We start from the raw sequence: 16,710 nt of genomic DNA on the forward strand, positions 1-16,710 counted from the left end.
TGGTGGAGGTACGCGGGATCGAACCGCGGACCTCTTGCATGCCATGCAAGCGCTCTCCCAGCTGAGCTATACCCCCGCCGCGAAAGAAGGCCGCATTATAGGGAGCGACCCTCTCCCTGTAAAGGGCCTGTCAGGAATTTTTAGATATTTTGTTGCAGCGCAGCCAGGACCTTGTCGCGCCCAATTAACGTAATCACTGCATCGACTGACGGTGTCTGCGCCTGTCCGGTCAGGATGACACGCAAGGGCATCGCCAGCTTGGGCATTTTAAGGCCGTGCTTGGTCACGCTTTCCTTGATCAGCGCATTGATGGCGGGCGCTTCCCAGGCGACGCCGGCGATCCCGGCCGCAAAATCGGCCAGCGCCGGGCGGGCATCGTCGCTCAGGTGCTGGGCGAGGAGTTCCGGGTTGGGTGTGACGTGGGCGTAGAACACTTCGACGGCATCGGCCAGTACATTCAGCGTATTGCTGCGGTCGACATACAGGGTGACGGCTTTTTCAAGATCGGGGCCGGCATCGGTGTCGATGCCGCGGGCGGCGAGGCGGGTCTTGATCTTGGCCGCCAGTTCGGCCGGCGGCAGTTGCTTCATGTAATGCTGGTTCAGCCACAGCAGCTTTTCGGTGTTGAACTGGGCGGCCGATGCCGTGATGTGATCAAGGTCGAACCATTCGACAAACTGCTCGCGCGAAAAGACTTCGTCATCGCCATGCGACCAGCCGAGGCGGGCCAGATAGTTGATGACGGCTTCGGTCAGGAAGCCATCTTCATCGTATTGCATCACCGAAACGGCACCATGGCGCTTCGAGAGCTTGGCGCCATCGTCGCCGAGAATCATCGACAGGTGGGCGTAGGTCGGAATCTCAGCACCCAGCGCCTGTAGGATGTTGATCTGGCGGGGCGTGTTATTGACGTGGTCGTCGCCGCGAATGACGTGGGTGATGCCCATGTCCCAGTCGTCGACACAAACGCAGAAATTGTAGGTCGGCGTGCCGTCGGCGCGGGCGATGATCAGGTCGTCCAGTTCCGTATTGGCGAATTCGATGCGGCCCTTGACCTGGTCGTCCCAGGCAACGACGCCATCCTTCGGGTTCTTGAAGCGGACAACCGGCGGCACGTCAGCCGGCGGGGTCGGTAGCGCCTTGCCCGCTTCCGGACGCCAGCGGCCGTCATAGCGCGGCTTCTCCTTGCGGGCTTCCTGTTCGGCGCGCAGCGCATCCAGCTCCTCGCGGCTGGTGTAGCAGTAATAGGCTGTGCCATTGGCCAGCATCTGCTGGATCATTTCCTTGTAACGATCCATCCGCTGCATCTGATAGAAGGGGCCTTCGTCATGCTCCAAGCCCAGCCACTGCATGCCGTCAAGAATGGCCTGCACGGCTTCCGGCGTCGAGCGTGCGACATCGGTATCCTCAATGCGCAAAATGAAGGTGCCGCCATGGCGGCGGGCAAATGCCCAGGAGAACAGTGCGGTGCGGGCGCCACCAATATGAAGATAACCGGTGGGGCTCGGGGCGAAGCGGGTGCGAACAGGTTTCATGGGCGCGGAGTCGATACGTAAGCAAAGACCGCTATTCTATCCGACCCACGTTTGACTCGTCGCCCGAGTTATGGTCAAATGCGCCCCTCTTGAATTTGGGCGGTTAGCTCAGTGGTAGAGCACTGCCTTCACACGGCAGGGGTCACTGGTTCGAACCCAGTACCGCCCACCAAATTCTGCATAGGCTCAGCATTTTGCTGGGCCTTTTTGCATTTTGGGCGAAAAAACATGTGGCTCGTGGCAAATTCCACTGGCAGATTTGGTGTGATGGTGTAGAGTCAAATCACAAGTTCTTTCTTGGGGGAGCGGGGATTATGGACGTTAATTCAGTAACTTCCAGCACAAGTACCTCCGGCAGTGTGCAGGCGGCTCCGGCGCGACAGGCGCAGCAAATTGAGAAACGCGAGCCGGCGGCGGAAGAGCGCACCGAAAGCAAGGAGGTTGCGCCGCGTCCGGTGGTGAATAGCGACGGGCAAAAAACGGGAACCGTGATCAACGTAACGGCCTGAGCAATCCAATTGGCCATCGGGTGGTGAAATGGCAACAGGTTCAATTTCCGGTTCGCAAGGCCTGAGTAGCGGAGTCTGGGCGCAGTTGCAGCAGCAACAGGCGCAGCGGACTGCCGATCAGGCCGAACAAAAAGCACGGGCCTTGCGCGCGCAGGCCAGTGATGCGCAATCCACAGCCGATCGTGCCCAGGAAAATGCCCGTACGCTGCGGGTGCAATCGGAACAGGCGCAAGGCGAGGCGAGTGGTGCCAGGATGGATTTGGCGGCAATGCGCTCAATGGATACGGTACAGAGCCAGTTCAATCAATGGCGTGCGGAGTTGGCGTCGGCGCTGGGTACTGCGGAAACGTCTTCACCAAGTGTGTCTACCGCAGCGACCGGCAGCCAACCGGTGCTTAACGCCGATGGGCAAACGACAGGAACGCTGCTTAGCGTGACCGCCTGAGTTCTCTGGCCTGAACCGGCTTGTGCGGATCGCGGGAGATGTTGCCCCGCGATTTTTTTCGCCGGTTTGCCGTGGTGGCTCTGGTATCGTTGCGCCCTGTCATTTCACGAGAGGCGGGAAGGGAGAGTGTTTGTGTTAGCCAATCATTGGTGCGCGTCGGTCGATGCGACCATCCAGTTGCGAACAGGTTGTAATCCGCTGGAAAAACACGGTCCGCAGGCGGTGATAGTGCATGCCGATGCCTGGGCGCCGATGGATGCAGTGGCTGATCCGCATGACATTCGCCAGGTGGTCGATTACGAGGTGATCTTTCTGGCGATTCGCAAGCTGGAAGGCAATGCGCATTGTGAATGTCTGGAATCGAGCATTCTGGAAGTCATGGACGCGATTTTCGGCATGTCGGTGGTAACGTCTGCCTTCATTTCGATGCACAAGCCGCATGTTTATAACGGTCAGGGCACGCCGGTGATTTCCTTGTCGATGACGCGTGAGCAATGGCAAAAAACGAAGCGGTGATTTCGGCGATTGGTGCCGTGGCCAGTAACAATATGCTTGGTCTGGCCGGTTGGCTGCCGTGGGATATTCCCGAGGAACTGGCTTATTTCGAGGCGACGGTAGCCGGTGCGGCGTTGGTGATCGGGCGCCTGACCTACGAGTCGATGGAGGTGGTGCCGGAGGACTCGTTCATCGTCAGTCGCGATCCCGACTTGCTGCTCAAGCCGGGCTGCCATCGTGTCAGTTCGGTCGAGGCGGGGCTTGCGGCGGCGATTGCAACCGGCAAACCGGTTTTCGTGATTGGTGGCGCATCGATTTATGAAGCGGCCTGGCCGTATTGCAAATACTTTTACTTGACGCGTATCGACAGGGCATTCGAGGGCGATACCCTGTTCCCCGAAAGTATTCCGCTGGCAGACTGGAAAGTCGTCAGCGAGGAGCGCAAAATCTATCGGGAACGCAAGACGGATAGCGATGTGTTGTGTCGTTTCTTGCGCTATGAGCAATCCGTGCCGCAGGTAATCGGGTAACGCGATTGTAATTGCCGACGAATAGTCAAAATCGTCGGGGCTGCGTCAAAACGAAAATGGCAGAGCCGATGGCACAGGCGTCAGAAAATTACGCCCGACGTGGGCAACGGTTGTGGGGCGGACTTATCGCCTTGACGCTAGGCGGCTTCTTGCTGCTTGCCTACGTGCTCTGGTCGGTTTTCGAGGGGGCGTGGTCCGAGGCGGAGAGTGCAACTGCCAACTACGCCGAGTTGCTGGCGACCTGGCAACAGCGCGTGACCAGTATTGCCGTCGTCAGTCTGCTGTTGTTCGCCGGGCTGGCGCTCGTGCTGTTCCGCCTTTTCCGTGCCCAGCGGCGGGAGCGGCAGGCGGCCGAGCGCTTGCGTCAGCAGCAGGAGCAGCTGGAAACAGCGCAGCGTATTGCCCAGCTGGGTAGTTGGGAAATGGATGTCAGGACGAGGAAGGTCGTTTGCTCTGAAGAGCAACGCCGCATTTTCGAAATCGATCCGGCCAAGGCCGATCTGGTTTATGAAGATTTCCTTGCCATGGTTCATCCGGACGAGCGTGAGCGGGCCGACAGCACCTTCCAGAGTGCTATTGCCGGGGATCACCTGTTGCAGTTGAAACATCGCCTGCTGATGCCCGATGGCCGGATCAAATATGTGATGGAAACCGGCGAGACCCGTTTTGCCGAGGACGGTAAGCCGCTGACGGTATTTGGCACCTCGCAGGATGTGACCGGACAGTACCAGATGGAATCGCAAATGCAGTTGCTGGCCAGCGCTTTTCAGTACAGCGGCGAAGCGATCCTGATTACCGACCACGAGAACAGGATTGTCACGGTCAACCCGGCTTTTTCACGCCTGACCGGGTATCTGCCGGCTGAGGCGATCGGCCGGAATCCTCGCTTTCTGTCGGCAGGACGGACAACGCGCGAGGAGTACCAGGAGATGTGGCAGACAATCCAGGCGCGCGGTTTCTGGCAGGGGGAAATCTGGGATCGGCGCAAGGATGGCGGGATCTATCCAAAATGGATGTCCGTCTCGGTGATTCGCGATGACGACGACGGGATTCGCTACTACGTTGCCCATTTCACCGATGTGTCGGCGGAGCGGGAAGCCGAAGCCCAGTTGCAGCATATTGCTCACCACGACATGCTGACCGGTCTGCTCAATCGCTTGAGCCTAGCCGGTCGGCTGGAGCAGGCGCTCGCCGCAGCGCGTCGGGAGGGGGGCCGGGTTGCCTTGCTGTTCATCGATCTCGACCGCTTCAAGGTGATCAACGATACGCTGGGCCATCATGTGGGCGATGAATTGCTGATCGCGGTTGCCGGGCGCCTGCGCGAAGCCGTTCGCGACAGCGACGTCGTGGCACGCTTGGGCGGCGACGAATTTGTCGTCATGCTGACCGGGATGGAGCACTCTGGCTCGGCCGCGATGATTGCCGAGAAGCTGATCCTCAGCGTCGGCGACCCCTATGTGATTGAAGGCCACGATCTGTATACGACGCCGAGTATCGGCATCGCCATTTTTCCGATCGATGGTGACGATGGCCAGACCCTGATGAAAAACGCCGATGCCGCCATGTACCACGCCAAGGCGGCCGGGCGAAACAATTTCCAGTTCTTCGATTCGCGGATGAACGATGCGGCACTGGAGCGTTTGAAGATCGAACACAGCCTGCGCCATGCGCTGTCCCGCAACGAGTTCCTGCTCCATTTCCAGCCGGTGATCGATGTGGCGAGTGGTCGGGTGGATGGTGTCGAAGCGCTGATCCGCTGGTTGCATCCGGAGCAGGGCATCATTCCGCCTGGGCGTTTCATTGGCATTGCCGAAGAAACCGGCCTGATTCAGCCGTTGGGGGATTGGGTGTTCTGGACGGCCTGCCGGCAACTGGCCGAGTTCAAGGCTGTCGGTTTGTCCGGCTTGAAGATGAGCATCAACATCTCGGCGATGCAGTTGCGAAACGGCAATTTACCGGTTCTGGCCAAGGGGGCGATCGAGGCATTCGGGCTCGACCCGGCGACGCTGATCTTCGAGGTCACCGAATCGGTGGCCATGCACCAGCCCGAGGAAACGGTGCGCATTCTTGATCAGTTGCACGCCATGGGCGTCGGCCTGGCGATCGATGATTTCGGGACCGGCTATTCCTCGCTCAGCTATCTGCGCATGTTCCCGATTCATCATCTCAAGCTGGATCGTTCGTTTGTCCAGGAAATCGGCCAGGGGCCGGACAGCTGGGTGATCTGCGATGCGACCATCGGCCTGGCGCATAACCTTGGTCTGAAACTGGTGGCGGAGGGGGTGGAAACGCAGGAGCAGTTCGATTACTTGCGTCTTCAGGGCTGCGATCTGGTGCAGGGTTTTCTGCATAGTCGGCCATTGCCGGCCGACGAAGTCATCGCTTTCATCCGCCAGCGTAACGGCTGAGAAAAAATCGCTTGCATCGGCTCGGCGTTTTTCCTATGATTCAAACGAACGTATGAATTATAAGGTGATGCCATGGCTGAAGCACGATCCGTCGATACCCGCGAACGCATTCTCGATGCGGCTGAACATCTTTTCATGGCGCATGGCTACGAAGGCACGTCGATGCGCCAGATTACCAGCGGCGCCGGCGTCAATCTGGCGGCGGTGAATTATCACTTCGGCTCCAAGGAGTCGTTGATGCAGGAAGTCTTCCGCCGTCGTCTGGATTGGCTGAACGACGAACGGATGCGCGTCCTCAATGCGCTGGAAAGCGAAGCGGCGGGCAAGCCGTTGAAGCCGTCGCAGATTGTCGACGGCTTCTTCGGCACCTTGTTGCGCATGGCCGATGATGAGGAGCGCGGTGGCGTCACTTTCCTGCGTCTGCTCGGCCGCACGCTGACCGACCCCTCCGAATTCATCCGCACCTTCCTGGCCCACGAGTACGCCGAAGTGGTCGATCGCTACAAGGAAGCCCTGTTCAAGGCGCTGCCCGATGTGCCGAAGGCGGAAATCGTCTGGCGCTTCCACTTCATGCTCGGCGCCACCTCCTACGCCATTGCCGGGACCGATGCCTTGCGCCTGGTCACCGACTGGCAGATCGAGGAGGAGGATGCCACCGACCGCCTGGATCGCCTGGTGCCGCGCCTGATGTCCTTCCTGCTCGGCGGCCTGCGCGCGCCGCTGCCGCAATTTTCGAGTCCTACGGTCGACCTCTGAAAAACCGCAAAAACCAAAAAACCATAATTGGAGACAAACAGCATGTTCAACAGCACCATCCCTCTGCTCGGGTTAGTCACCCTGGTGGCTTTGGCCGGGTTGCTCATCGTCCGGCCGCTACGCCGGGCGCTGATCACCCGGCCCATTTTTTCCACCTACCGAAAGGTATTGCCGCAGATGTCGGACACCGAGCGCGATGCGCTGGAAGCCGGCACCGTCTGGTGGGAAGGCGAACTGTTCCGCGGCAAGCCGGACTGGCAGAAGCTGCATGCCTACCCGCAGCCAAAGCTGACGCCGGCCGAGCAGTCCTTCCTCGACAACGAATGCGAGGAGGCCTGCCGCCTGGTCGATGACTGGAAAGTCACGCACGAACTGTACGACCTGCCGAGCGAGGCCTGGCGCTACATCAAGGACAAAGGCTTCCTCGGCATGATCATCCCGAAGAAGTACGGCGGCCTCGAATTCTCGGCCTACGCCCATTCGCAAGTGGTGACCAAGCTGTCGACCCGCTCTTCGGCGCTGTCGGTCTCGGTGATGGTGCCGAACTCGTTGGGCCCAGCCGAACTGCTGCTGCACTACGGTACCGAGGCGCAGAAGAACCATTACCTGCCGCGCCTGGCCAAGGGCATCGAGGTGCCGGCCTTCGCGCTGACCAGCCCGTGGGCCGGTTCCGATGCGGCGTCGATTCCCGATAGCGGCGTGATCTGCAAGGGCTTGTGGCAAGGCAAGGAAGTGATCGGCATGCGCGTCTCGTGGGACAAGCGCTACATCACGCTGGCCCCGGTGTGCACGGTGTTCGGCCTTGCCTTCCACCTCTATGATCCGGAAGGCCTGCTCGGCGACAAGAAGCACATCGGCATCACCTGCGCCCTGGTTCCTTACGACCACCCGGGCGTCGATACCGGCCGCCGCCACTTCCCGCTCAACGCCATGTTCATGAATGGCCCGACGCGCGGCAAGGAAGTCTTCATGCCGCTCGATTTCATCATCGGCGGGCCGAAGATGGCCGGCCAGGGCTGGCGCATGCTGATGGAGTGCCTCGCCGCCGGCCGCTCGATCTCGCTGCCGTCTTCCAATACCGGCATGGCGCAGATGACGGCGCGTGCCGTCGGCGGTTATGCCCGCGTCCGCAGCCAGTTCAAGATGGCAGTTGGCAAGTTCGAAGGCGTCGAGGAAGCGCTGACCCGGATCGGCGCCTACACCTACATGATGGACGCCGTGCGCAAGATGACGGCCGGCGCTGTCGATCTCGGCGAGAAGCCGTCGGTGGTCTCGGCCATCGCCAAATACCACGTCACCGAACGGGCCCGCCAAGTTGTTAACGATGGCATGGACGTCATCGGCGGCAAGGGCATCTGCCTTGGCCCATCGAATTTCCTCGGCCGTGCCTACCAGCAGGTGCCGATCGGCATCACTGTCGAAGGTGCCAACATCCTGACCCGTTCGCTGATCATCTTCGGCCAGGGCGCCATCCGCTGCCATCCGTATCTGCTGCCGGAAATGCAGGCGGCGCAGAATCCGGATCAGAAGAAAGGCCTGGCCGATTTCGACAAGGCGCTGTTCGGCCATATCGGCTTCACCATCAAGAACGGTTTGCGTGCGCTGTGGCTGGGGATGACCGGTTCGCACTTTGCTGCGGTCAACGTCGATACGGCACCGGAAATGAAGCGCTACTACCAGCAATTGACGCGCTTCTCGGCGGCCTTCGCCTTCATGGCCGACATCTCCCTGCTGGTGCTCGGCGGCAGCGTCAAGCGCCGGGAAAAACTGTCGGCCCGTCTCGGCGACATCCTGGCCCAGATGTACCTGATTTCCTGCACCTTGAAGCGTTACGAGGAAGAGGGGCGCCAGGCTGCCGATGCGCCGCTCGCCCACTGGGCGATCTGGGATGCGATGTACAAGGCGCAACAGGCGTTCGACGGTGTCATCGCCAACTTCCCGGTGCGTTTCATCGCCGCCTTCCTGCACCGCTCGATCTTCCCGTGGGGTCACCCGTATGTCGTGCCATCCGACGATGTCGGCCATCAGGTCGCCAAGTCGCTGATTTCGCCGTCGGCCACCCGCGATCGCCTGACCGCCGAATGCTATCTGCCGCTGGTCGAGAGCGAGCCGGTCGGGGCCATCGAGTTGGCGCTGAAGGCGACGCTGGAAGCCGAAGCCATCGAGGCGAAGATTCGTGCCGCCGAAAAGGATGGTCGTTTCGACAACAACCCGCTGGCCAATGTCCGCGATATTGCCTTCGTCGCTTTCGAGGCGGGCGTCATTTCGCCGGCCGAATTCGAGGTCATGAAGCGGCGCAATCATCTGCGCGACATCGTGGTCCATGTCGATGATTTTCCCTTCGACTACAACGTGGCGACCGCCAACAAGCCGGCCGAATGCCGGATGGCGGCCTGAACATGGGCGGCAGGACGATCTATGTGGTCGACGGCGCCCGGACGCCGTTTTTGAAGGCGCAGAAAGGGCCGGGGCCGTTCGCGGCGTCCGACCTGGCAACGCAGGCCGGGCGGGCGCTGTTGCTGCGCCAGCCTTTCGAGCCTTCCGATCTCGACGAGGTCATTCTCGGTTGCGCCGCGCCGTCGCCGGACGAAACCAATATCGGCCGCATGGTGGCGCTACGTCTTGGCTGCGGCGAGAAGGTGCCGGGCTGGACGGTGATGCGCAACTGCGCTTCCGGCATGCAGGCGCTCGATTCGGCGATTGCCAACATCCAGTGCGGTCGGGCCGAACTGGTGCTGGCCGGCGGCGTCGATGCCCTGTCGCGGGCGCCGCTTTTGTATTCGGACACCATGGTGCGCTGGTTCGCCGGCATGATGAGCATGCGGACAGCCGGCCAGAAGCTCGGGCATTTCCTGAAGCTGAAGCCGAGCGCCTTGCTGTCGCCGGTGATCGGCCTGATGAAAGGCCTGACCGATCCGGTGGTCGGCCTGCTGATGGGGCAAACGGCCGAAAACCTCGCCTGGAAGTTCGGCATCACGCGCCAGCAGATGGACGAATTCGCCGTGCGCAGCCACCAGCGGGCGCTGGCCGGCCGCCAGGCCGGTCATCTTGGCGAAATCGTGCCGCTGGTCGATGGCGCCGGCAAGGTGTACGCCGAAGACGACGGGGTGCGGGCCGATGCCAGCATGGCCGGCATGGCCAAGCTGAAACCCTTCTTCGACAAGAAATACGGCAACATCACCGCCGCCAACAGTTCGCAGATTACCGATGGCGCCGCCTGGCTGATTCTCGCTTCGGAAGAAGCGGTCAAGAAATGGAATCTGAAGCCGCTCGGCAAAATCGTCGATAGCCAGTGGTCCGGCCTCGATCCGGCGCAGATGGGCCTCGGCCCGGTGCATGCCTCGACGCCCATCCTGCAGCGCCATGGCCTGGGGCTGAATGATATCGATGCCTGGGAGCTGAACGAGGCGTTTGCGGCCCAGGTCATGGGCTGCCAGGCGGCCTGGCAATCCGACGAGTACTGTCGCGAGCAGCTAGGCCTGCCGGCAGCACTCGGCGCCATCGACGAGAACAAGCTGAATGTCGATGGCGGGGCGGTGGCCATCGGCCATCCGGTCGGCGCTTCTGGGGCGCGCATCGTGCTGCATCTGTTGCATGTGCTGCGCCGGCAAAAGGCCAAACGCGGCATTGCGACCATCTGTATCGGTGGCGGCCTGGGCGGCGCCATGCTGCTCGAAGCCGAAAGCTGAACATGCGGATCGGTATTGTGGTTGATTCGGCCTGCGATTTGCCGAGGGATTTTCTCGCCGCCAACGGCGTGCTGGTCATGCCGATCACGCTGCGCATCGGCGACCTGCTGATCGAGGATCGGCGCGATCCCGAGGAAACCCAGGCCTTCTATGCCCGCCATCTGGACCGGAAAGGTGAGGATTTTGCCGAGTCGATTCCATATTCGGTACAGCAGATCGAACAGCTGTTCCTCGAACGGCTGGTCCTCGATTTCGACTATGTCTTCTGTCTGACCATCACCAGCACGCGCAGTCCGATCTTCAATCATGCGATGCAGGCGTCGCGCGCCATCCTCACCCAGTACAAGGCCATTCGCCGTGCCGCCGGCGTGCCGGAGCGTTTCGGGCTGGCCGTGCTGTCGACGCGCAACCTGTTTACCGGCCAGGCCGTGCCGGTGGCCGAAGCCGTGCGCCTGATCCGGGCTGGCGGTTCGCCGAGCGAGATCGGCGCCCGCCTGCGCCATCTGGTCGATCAGACGCATACCTACCTGGTGCCGGCTGACCTGTTTCACATCTACAAACGTGCCTCCAAGAAAGGCGATACCAGCCTCAGTTGGGGTTCCTACACGCTCGGTTCATGGCTGGATGTCAAACCGATCCTGCATTGCCATTGCGACCAGACGACCACGGTCGACAAGGTGCGCGGCTTCGAAACCGGCGTCGAGCAACTGTTCACCAAGGCGGCCAAGCGCATCCGCGACGGACTCGATGCGCCGCATGTCTGCATCAGCTACGGCGGGGCACCGGGCGCGGTGGTCAATCTGCCCGGCTATGCCCGGCTGATCCAGGCCGCGGCGGAGCAGGGCGTCCAAATTCTCGTTTCGCCGATGAGCAAGACGGCCGCGGTCAACGTCGGGCCGGGCGCCCTGTCGTTGGCCTTTGCCGCCAGCGGCCATCGTCCGCATTAAAGAAAGCACATGATGACTCTCAATCTTCAACACTGGCGGGTCGAGCGCGATGCCGAAGGTGTCGCCACCGCCATCCTGGACAAGGCCGGCGAGTCGGCCAATTCGCTGTCGGTCGCCGTGATGGCGGAACTGGCGCAGATCCTCGATGGTTTCGACCAGCAGCCGCCAAAAGGGCTGATCTTCCGCTCCGGCAAGGCAGCCGGCTTCATCGCCGGGGCCGATATCGAGGAATTCACTCAGCTCGACACGCCGGAAAAGGGGCGGGCATTGGTCGAGCGGGGCTGGCAGCTGTTCAACCGTCTGGCTGCGGTCGACTACCCAACATTGGCCATAATCCGCGGCCATTGCCTGGGCGGCGGTCTCGAACTGGCCCTGGCCTGCCGCTACCTGCTGGCGGTCGACGAGCCGGCGACCAAAATGGGCCTGCCGGAAGTCATGCTCGGCATCTTCCCGGGCTGGGGCGGCATGCTGCGCCTGCCGCAACGGGTTGGCCCGGCGGCGGCGCTCGACATGATGCTGACCGGCAAGAGCCTCGACGCCAAACGGGCCAAGCGCATGGGGCTGGCCGATGAATGCGTGCCGCCTCGGGTCATGGAGCCGGCGGCGCGGCAACTGCTGCTCTCCGGCCAGCCCCGGCGCCCCTTACCGGCGCTGCAGCGCCTGCTCAACGGGCCGCTCAAGGCCGTCGTCGCCAATGGCGCCCGTAAACAAGTAGCGAAGAAGGCGCGGCCGGAACATTACCCGGCCCCCTACGCCATCATCGATATCTGGCAGAAACATAATGGCAATGCGCTGGCCGCGCCGGCCATCATCGACCGCATCATCAGTTCGCCGACGGCGCGCAATCTGGTCCGCGTCTTCTTCCTGCAGGAGCGGCTGAAAGGCTTCGGCAAGGCTTCGGAATTCTCGGCCCGGCGTGTGCATGTCATCGGAGCCGGCGTCATGGGCGGCGATATCGCTGCCTGGTGCGCCCTGCGCGGCATGACCGTGACACTGCAGGATCAGAGCCTGGAACGCATGGGGCCGGCCTTGCAGCGTGCCAACAAGCTATTCACGCGCCGCCTGCGCGACCCGCTCAAGGCACGGGCCGCTTTCGACCGCCTGATTCCCGACGTCAACGGCGATGGCGTCGCCCATGCCGATGTGGTGATCGAGGCGATTTTCGAGAATGTCGAGGCCAAGCATGCGCTGTTCAAGGCGCTGGAGCCGCGGCTGAAGCCGGGGGCGGTGCTCGCCACCAATACCTCCAGCCTGAAGCTGGAAGACTTGCGGACGGTGCTGCAACAGCCGGAACGCCTGGTCGGCATCCACTTCTTCAACCCGGTGGCAATGATGCCGCTGGTCGAAGTAGTCGAGGCCGAGGGGGCGGACCCCGATGCCGTGCAGGCCGCCTGCGCCTTTGTGAGGCAGATCGACAAGCTGCCGCTGCCGGTCAAGAGCGCGCCGGGCTTCCTGGTCAATGCGGTGCTCGCCCCCTACATGCTGGCCGCGATGCGTGCGGTCGACGAGGGAATTTCGCCGGAAACCGTCGATGAAGCGATGCTCGCCTTCGGTATGCCGATGGGGCCGATCGAACTGGTCGATACCGTCGGCCTCGATATCGCGCTGGCGGCCGGCCAGCAACTGGCCGGCGGGGCCGCTGCGCCGCGCTGCCTGTTGGCGCGGGTCGAGAAGAACCAGCTCGGCAAGAAGTCCGCTCAGGGCTTCTACGCCTGGGCAGACGGCAAGGCGAAAAAGGGCAGTGCCGGTGCCGTGCCGGCGGGTCTGGCCGAGCGTCTGGTCAAGCCACTGATCGACCGGGTCGAACAATTGGTGGCCGACAGCATCGTTGCCGATGCCGATCTGGCCGACGCCGGCGTGATTTTTGGCACCGGTTTTGCCCCCTTTACCGGTGGGCCGCTCAACTTTCGCAAAAATAAATAATCGAGCTGTTGTTTCTTTGCAACAAGACGGTCAAATTGTGTAAATAAAACAGTATTTCAAACGTTTGTTTGAGATTTAATGGCGGCAGCAGTAATGGGAATTCTTTCCCAAACATAAACAAAACAGGAGACAAACCAATGCAAAAAATCATCACCCCGCGCCTGATTCCAGCGCTCATCGCAGTTGCTTTTTCCGGTACTGCCAGCGCGGCCGGTTTCCAGCTGCTGGAGCAGAATGCGAGTGGTCTTGGTAACGCCTATGCCGGTTCAGCAGCAGTAGCTGATAACGCCAGCACGATCTACTACAACCCGGCCGGCATGACGCAATTGCAGAACATCGAGGTGTCGGGCGGCCTGACGGCAGTCAATACCAGCTTCAAATACAACAACGAAGGGTCCACCGGCCTCGGTGCCCTGGCCAATAGCGGCAATGGTGGCGATGGCGGCGATCTCGGCCTGATCCCGAACGGCTACGTCTCCTGGGCTGTGAGCAAGGATCTCTATCTCGGTCTGGGCATCGGCGCACCGTTCGGCATGCGGACCAAGTACGACGATCGCTGGGTCGGTGCCGCCCAATCGACGCATTTCGATATCAAGACGATCAATATCAACCCGTCGATTGCCTATCGGATCAACGATGTCGTCTCCATCGGCGGCGGCCTGAACTGGCAGCACCTGGAAGCCGATTACCGCCGGCTGACCGCAGTGACTGCATCCGGTGTGAACTCGCCGCTCAAGCTTACGCTGGAAGATGATTCCTGGGGCTGGAACATCGGTGCCCTGTTCAAGCTGGCACCGACTACCAAGCTGGGCGTTTCCTATCGCTCCAAGATGAAGTACGAAACAACTGGCAAGATCGAGATCAGTGGCACTTTGGCGTCAAACAGTTCCGATGCCAAGGCCGACATCACGCTGCCCGATACTTTCGTCATGAGCTTGACGCATGCCCTCTCCGACAAGTGGGAGTTGCTGGGCGACGTGTCATGGACGGGCTGGAGCAGCATTCCCAAGGTTGACGTGATTCGCGCTTCGGCGACCAGAAACGGCCTGTTTGCCGCGGGTACCAATGCCCAGGTGCTGGATACCGAATTCCGCGACACCTGGCGCGTCGCGCTGGGCGCCAACTACAAGCTGAGCAGTGACTGGGCCTTGAAGGGCGGTATCGCCTACGACCAGACGCCGGTCAGGGATGCGGCGACCCGCTTGGTTTCGCTGCCGGATAACAACCGTACCTGGTTCTCGGCCGGCGCGCAGTGGAAGGCCACCAAGTCGACAACGCTCGATGTCGGCGCCACCTATCTTTACCTGAAGGATGCCAAGATCGACAACAACCAGATCGCCCAGGGCCGTGGCCGCGTCACCGGCACCTACGAAGACAGCGCCTGGATCTTCGGCGGCCAGTTGTCGATGGCCTTCTGAACGAACAAGCTTCCTTGCGTCATTTCAACCCCGGCCAGTCCGGGGTTTTTTTATGCCCTGGCTGTCCAGCTCGCCTTGACCAGCAAGCCGGGCGGCGGCACTGCCTGATCCAGTTCCAGCCGGGCCCCGTGCAGTTCGGCAATCCGTGCGACGATGGCCAGGCCGAGGCCGCTGCCCGGCTGGTCGGTGTGGTTGAGGCGGTGGAAGCGGCGCAGCACGGAGGCTCTTTCTTCCGGTGGAATGCCCGGGCCGCTGTCGCTGACGCTGAGTACGCAGCGGCCGTTGTCTCGGTTGATGCCGACGCGGACCCGGCCGTCGTGCGGGGTGTAGCGGATGGCGTTGTCGATCAGGTTGCGGATCAGCACGCGCAGCCATTCGGCCTGACCGGTGACCGTGCAGTTGCTGTCGGCCGCGAAGTCGAAATCGATGTTCTTGTCGAGAATCAGCGTGCCCAGTTCGGCGCAGACGGATTCAGCCAGCCGGCCGAGGTCGACCGGCTGCGGGTCGGGCAGGCCGGATTCCGGGTCGAGGCGGGCCAGTTGCAGCATCTGGTCGACCAGGTGCGAGGCGCGGCTGAGGCCGCTTTGCAACTGCTGTAGCGAGCGGTCGCGTTCGTCGCTGTCGCGGGCCCTTAGCGCTACCTGCAACTGGGCCTGCAGCGCGGCGAGCGGCGTGCGCAGTTCGTGGGCGGCATCGGCGGTGAACCGGCGCTCGGTTTCGAGGGCCGTTTCGACGCGCTGGAAAAGGCCGTTCAGGGCCTCCAGCATCGGCCGGATTTCTTCAGGGGCGGAGGGCGGCGACACGGCCTGCAATTGTTGCGGGTCGCGGCTGGCGATCTGGGCGGCGACGCCGCCCAGCGAGGCCAGGCCCTGGCGGGTGGCGAGCCAGACCCAGAGACCGATCAGCGGCAGGCCGAAGAGGGCGGGGAAGAGCAGGCGCCAGGCGATGTGGCCGATCAGGTCGTCGCGGATGTGGTGGTTTTCGCTGACCTGGACCTGCAGGCTGCGTTCGCTGTTCCACTGGCTGTAGTGCCGCCAGTGGCCGTCGTCGCCGCGCGTTTCGGAAAAGCCGTCGGCTGCGGTCAACGCCGTTTCCGGGGCATTATTCGAGCGCATCAGCAGCTTGCCGTCGGCCCGCCAGATCTGGCAGCGCAGGCGGCGCTGGTATTTGTGGGCGACGTCGCCGAGATCTTCGATATCCTCGCCTTCGTCGTGGCTGGCCAGGGCGAGCAAGGTCTGCGCGGCCTGGGCGAGTTGGGCATCGAACAGTTCATCGACCTCGTGGTGGGCGTCGATGTAGCTGAAGATCATGGTCACCAGCCAGGCCGCGGCGACGCCGCCGAGCAGCAGGCTGAGCAGGCGGCGGCGCAGCGAGAACCAGACGGTATTCACTTGGCGATCGTGTAGCCGACGCCGCGCAGCGTGCGGATCAGGTCGCTGCCCAGCTTCTTGCGCAGGTGGTGGATATGGACTTCGAGCGCGTTGCTGTCGGGCTCGTCGCGCCAGCCGTAGAGCGATTGTTCGAGCTGGGTCCGACTCAGCACGCGGCCGGTGTTTTCGAGCAGCATCTGGAGTAGCGAAAATTCCCGACTCGACAGTTCGACCGGCTGGCCGGCCAGCGTCACGATATGGGCTGCCGGGTCGAGGGTCAGATCGCCGTGCGTCAGCAGCGGGGCGGCGCGGCCGGCGCTGCGCCGGGCCAGGGCGCGGATGCGTGCGGTCAGTTCGTCGAGGTCGATCGGCTTGACCAGGTAGTCGTCGGCCCCGGCATCGAGGCCGGAGACCTTGTCGCCGGTTGCATCGCGGGCGGTCAGGATGAGGATGGGCATCGCCTGGCCGCGTTGGCGGGCACGGCTCAGCACGTCCATGCCGGACAGGCGGGGCAGGCCGAGGTCGAGGACGACCAGGTCGAAGCTTTCGGCATGCAGGGCGTGGTCGGCGGCATTGCCGTCCTTGACCCAGTCGACCGCAAAGCCGGCCTGGCGGAGGCCGACGGTCAGGCCATCGCCAAGCTGGGGATCGTCTTCGACAAGCAGGATGCGCATGGCTTGGATTC

The 16,710-nt window shown here is 62.2% G+C and carries 14 protein-coding genes and 2 tRNA genes; 12 read left to right on the plus strand and 4 right to left on the minus strand.

All coding sequences use genetic code 11. The features are described 5' to 3' along the window. Positions 1–76: transfer RNA gene (locus GH663_RS06450), tRNA-Ala, on the minus strand. Between the two features lie 64 nt (positions 77–140). Next, positions 141–1,535 (minus strand): glutamate--tRNA ligase, encoded by a 1,395-nt coding sequence (gene gltX / locus GH663_RS06455; protein WP_153130844.1) that lies wholly within the window; start codon positions 1,533–1,535, stop codon positions 141–143. Positions 1,536–1,632: 97 nt separating this feature from the next. On the opposite strand from gltX, the gene GH663_RS06460 reads away from it, so the two are divergent. The 12 genes from GH663_RS06460 (at position 1,633) to GH663_RS06515 (ending at position 14,655) form a co-directional block, all read left to right on the plus strand. After that, positions 1,633–1,707, plus strand: a tRNA-Val gene (locus GH663_RS06460). Positions 1,708–1,729: 22 nt separating this feature from the next. After that, complete coding sequence (locus GH663_RS06465; RefSeq protein WP_153130845.1) at positions 1,730–2,044, plus strand: hypothetical protein; 315 nt, start codon at positions 1,730–1,732, stop codon at positions 2,042–2,044. Positions 2,045–2,072: 28 nt separating this feature from the next. Then, on the plus strand, positions 2,073–2,489 hold the full coding sequence (locus GH663_RS06470) for a hypothetical protein (RefSeq protein ID WP_066882396.1): 417 nt from the start codon (positions 2,073–2,075) through the stop codon (positions 2,487–2,489). Between the two features lie 132 nt (positions 2,490–2,621). Then, a complete protein-coding gene (locus GH663_RS06475) occupies positions 2,622–3,005 on the plus strand; it encodes a dihydroneopterin aldolase (RefSeq protein ID WP_157651251.1) in 384 nt (127 codons plus the stop codon). After that, positions 2,984–3,514 carry a dihydrofolate reductase gene (locus GH663_RS06480; protein ID WP_153130847.1) on the plus strand — a complete coding sequence of 177 codons (531 nt, stop codon included), beginning with the start codon at positions 2,984–2,986 and terminating at the stop codon, positions 3,512–3,514. The genes GH663_RS06475 and GH663_RS06480 overlap by 22 nt, the downstream gene beginning before the upstream one ends. A gap of 149 nt (positions 3,515–3,663) precedes the next feature. Next, positions 3,664–5,922, plus strand: a complete 2,259-nt coding sequence (locus tag GH663_RS06485; protein WP_246181516.1) for a putative bifunctional diguanylate cyclase/phosphodiesterase — start codon at positions 3,664–3,666, stop codon at positions 5,920–5,922. A gap of 72 nt (positions 5,923–5,994) precedes the next feature. After that, on the plus strand, positions 5,995–6,678 hold the full coding sequence (locus tag GH663_RS06490; protein ID WP_153130849.1) for a TetR/AcrR family transcriptional regulator: 684 nt from the start codon (positions 5,995–5,997) through the stop codon (positions 6,676–6,678). 42 nt (positions 6,679–6,720) lie between these two features. Then, on the plus strand, positions 6,721–9,075 hold the full coding sequence (locus tag GH663_RS06495) for an acyl-CoA dehydrogenase (protein WP_153130850.1): 2,355 nt from the start codon (positions 6,721–6,723) through the stop codon (positions 9,073–9,075). Beyond that, entirely contained in the window at positions 9,057–10,367 is a 1,311-nt protein-coding gene (locus GH663_RS06500; RefSeq protein ID WP_153130851.1) for an acetyl-CoA C-acetyltransferase, read from the plus strand. Before GH663_RS06495 ends, GH663_RS06500 begins: the two co-directional genes overlap by 19 nt. Before the next feature lie 2 nt (positions 10,368–10,369). Beyond that, the gene (locus GH663_RS06505) at positions 10,370–11,314 is read left to right on the plus strand and encodes a DegV family protein (protein WP_153130852.1); all 945 of its coding nucleotides are present in this window, start codon (positions 10,370–10,372) and stop codon (positions 11,312–11,314) included. A gap of 12 nt (positions 11,315–11,326) precedes the next feature. Beyond that, complete coding sequence (locus GH663_RS06510; RefSeq protein ID WP_153131150.1) at positions 11,327–13,237, plus strand: 3-hydroxyacyl-CoA dehydrogenase NAD-binding domain-containing protein; 1,911 nt, start codon at positions 11,327–11,329, stop codon at positions 13,235–13,237. Between the two features lie 137 nt (positions 13,238–13,374). Continuing rightward, the gene (locus GH663_RS06515; protein WP_153130853.1) at positions 13,375–14,655 is read left to right on the plus strand and encodes an OmpP1/FadL family transporter; all 1,281 of its coding nucleotides are present in this window, start codon (positions 13,375–13,377) and stop codon (positions 14,653–14,655) included. Between the two features lie 50 nt (positions 14,656–14,705). Here GH663_RS06515 and GH663_RS06520 read toward each other — a convergent pair whose 3' ends face one another. Then, positions 14,706–16,046 carry an ATP-binding protein gene (locus GH663_RS06520; RefSeq protein WP_153130854.1) on the minus strand — a complete coding sequence of 447 codons (1,341 nt, stop codon included), beginning with the start codon at positions 16,044–16,046 and terminating at the stop codon, positions 14,706–14,708. Then, positions 16,043–16,699: a response regulator gene (locus GH663_RS06525; RefSeq protein ID WP_153130855.1), complete on the minus strand. Its 657-nt coding sequence runs from the start codon at positions 16,697–16,699 to the stop codon at positions 16,043–16,045. The genes GH663_RS06520 and GH663_RS06525 overlap by 4 nt, the downstream gene beginning before the upstream one ends. Between the last annotated feature and the right edge of the window lie 11 nt (positions 16,700–16,710).

It is taken from the genome of Dechloromonas hortensis, from assembly GCF_009469765.1.
GTDB lineage: Bacteria > Pseudomonadota > Gammaproteobacteria > Burkholderiales > Rhodocyclaceae > Azonexus > Azonexus hortensis.

Coding starts and splice junctions, on each gene's coding strand:
- GH663_RS06500 (WP_153130851.1), top strand. CDS start 9,057: ATGCCGGATGGCGGCCTGAACATGGGCGGCAGGACGATCTATGTGGTC.
- GH663_RS06510 (WP_153131150.1), top strand. CDS start 11,327: ATGACTCTCAATCTTCAACACTGGCGGGTCGAGCGCGATGCCGAAGGT.
- GH663_RS06505 (WP_153130852.1), top strand. CDS start 10,370: ATGCGGATCGGTATTGTGGTTGATTCGGCCTGCGATTTGCCGAGGGAT.
- GH663_RS06480 (WP_153130847.1), top strand. CDS start 2,984: ATGGCAAAAAACGAAGCGGTGATTTCGGCGATTGGTGCCGTGGCCAGT.
- GH663_RS06490 (WP_153130849.1), top strand. CDS start 5,995: ATGGCTGAAGCACGATCCGTCGATACCCGCGAACGCATTCTCGATGCG.
- GH663_RS06515 (WP_153130853.1), top strand. CDS start 13,375: ATGCAAAAAATCATCACCCCGCGCCTGATTCCAGCGCTCATCGCAGTT.
- gltX (WP_153130844.1), bottom strand. CDS start 1,535: ATGAAACCTGTTCGCACCCGCTTCGCCCCGAGCCCCACCGGTTATCTT.
- GH663_RS06470 (WP_066882396.1), top strand. CDS start 2,073: ATGGCAACAGGTTCAATTTCCGGTTCGCAAGGCCTGAGTAGCGGAGTC.
- GH663_RS06525 (WP_153130855.1), bottom strand. CDS start 16,699: ATGCGCATCCTGCTTGTCGAAGACGATCCCCAGCTTGGCGATGGCCTG.
- GH663_RS06495 (WP_153130850.1), top strand. CDS start 6,721: ATGTTCAACAGCACCATCCCTCTGCTCGGGTTAGTCACCCTGGTGGCT.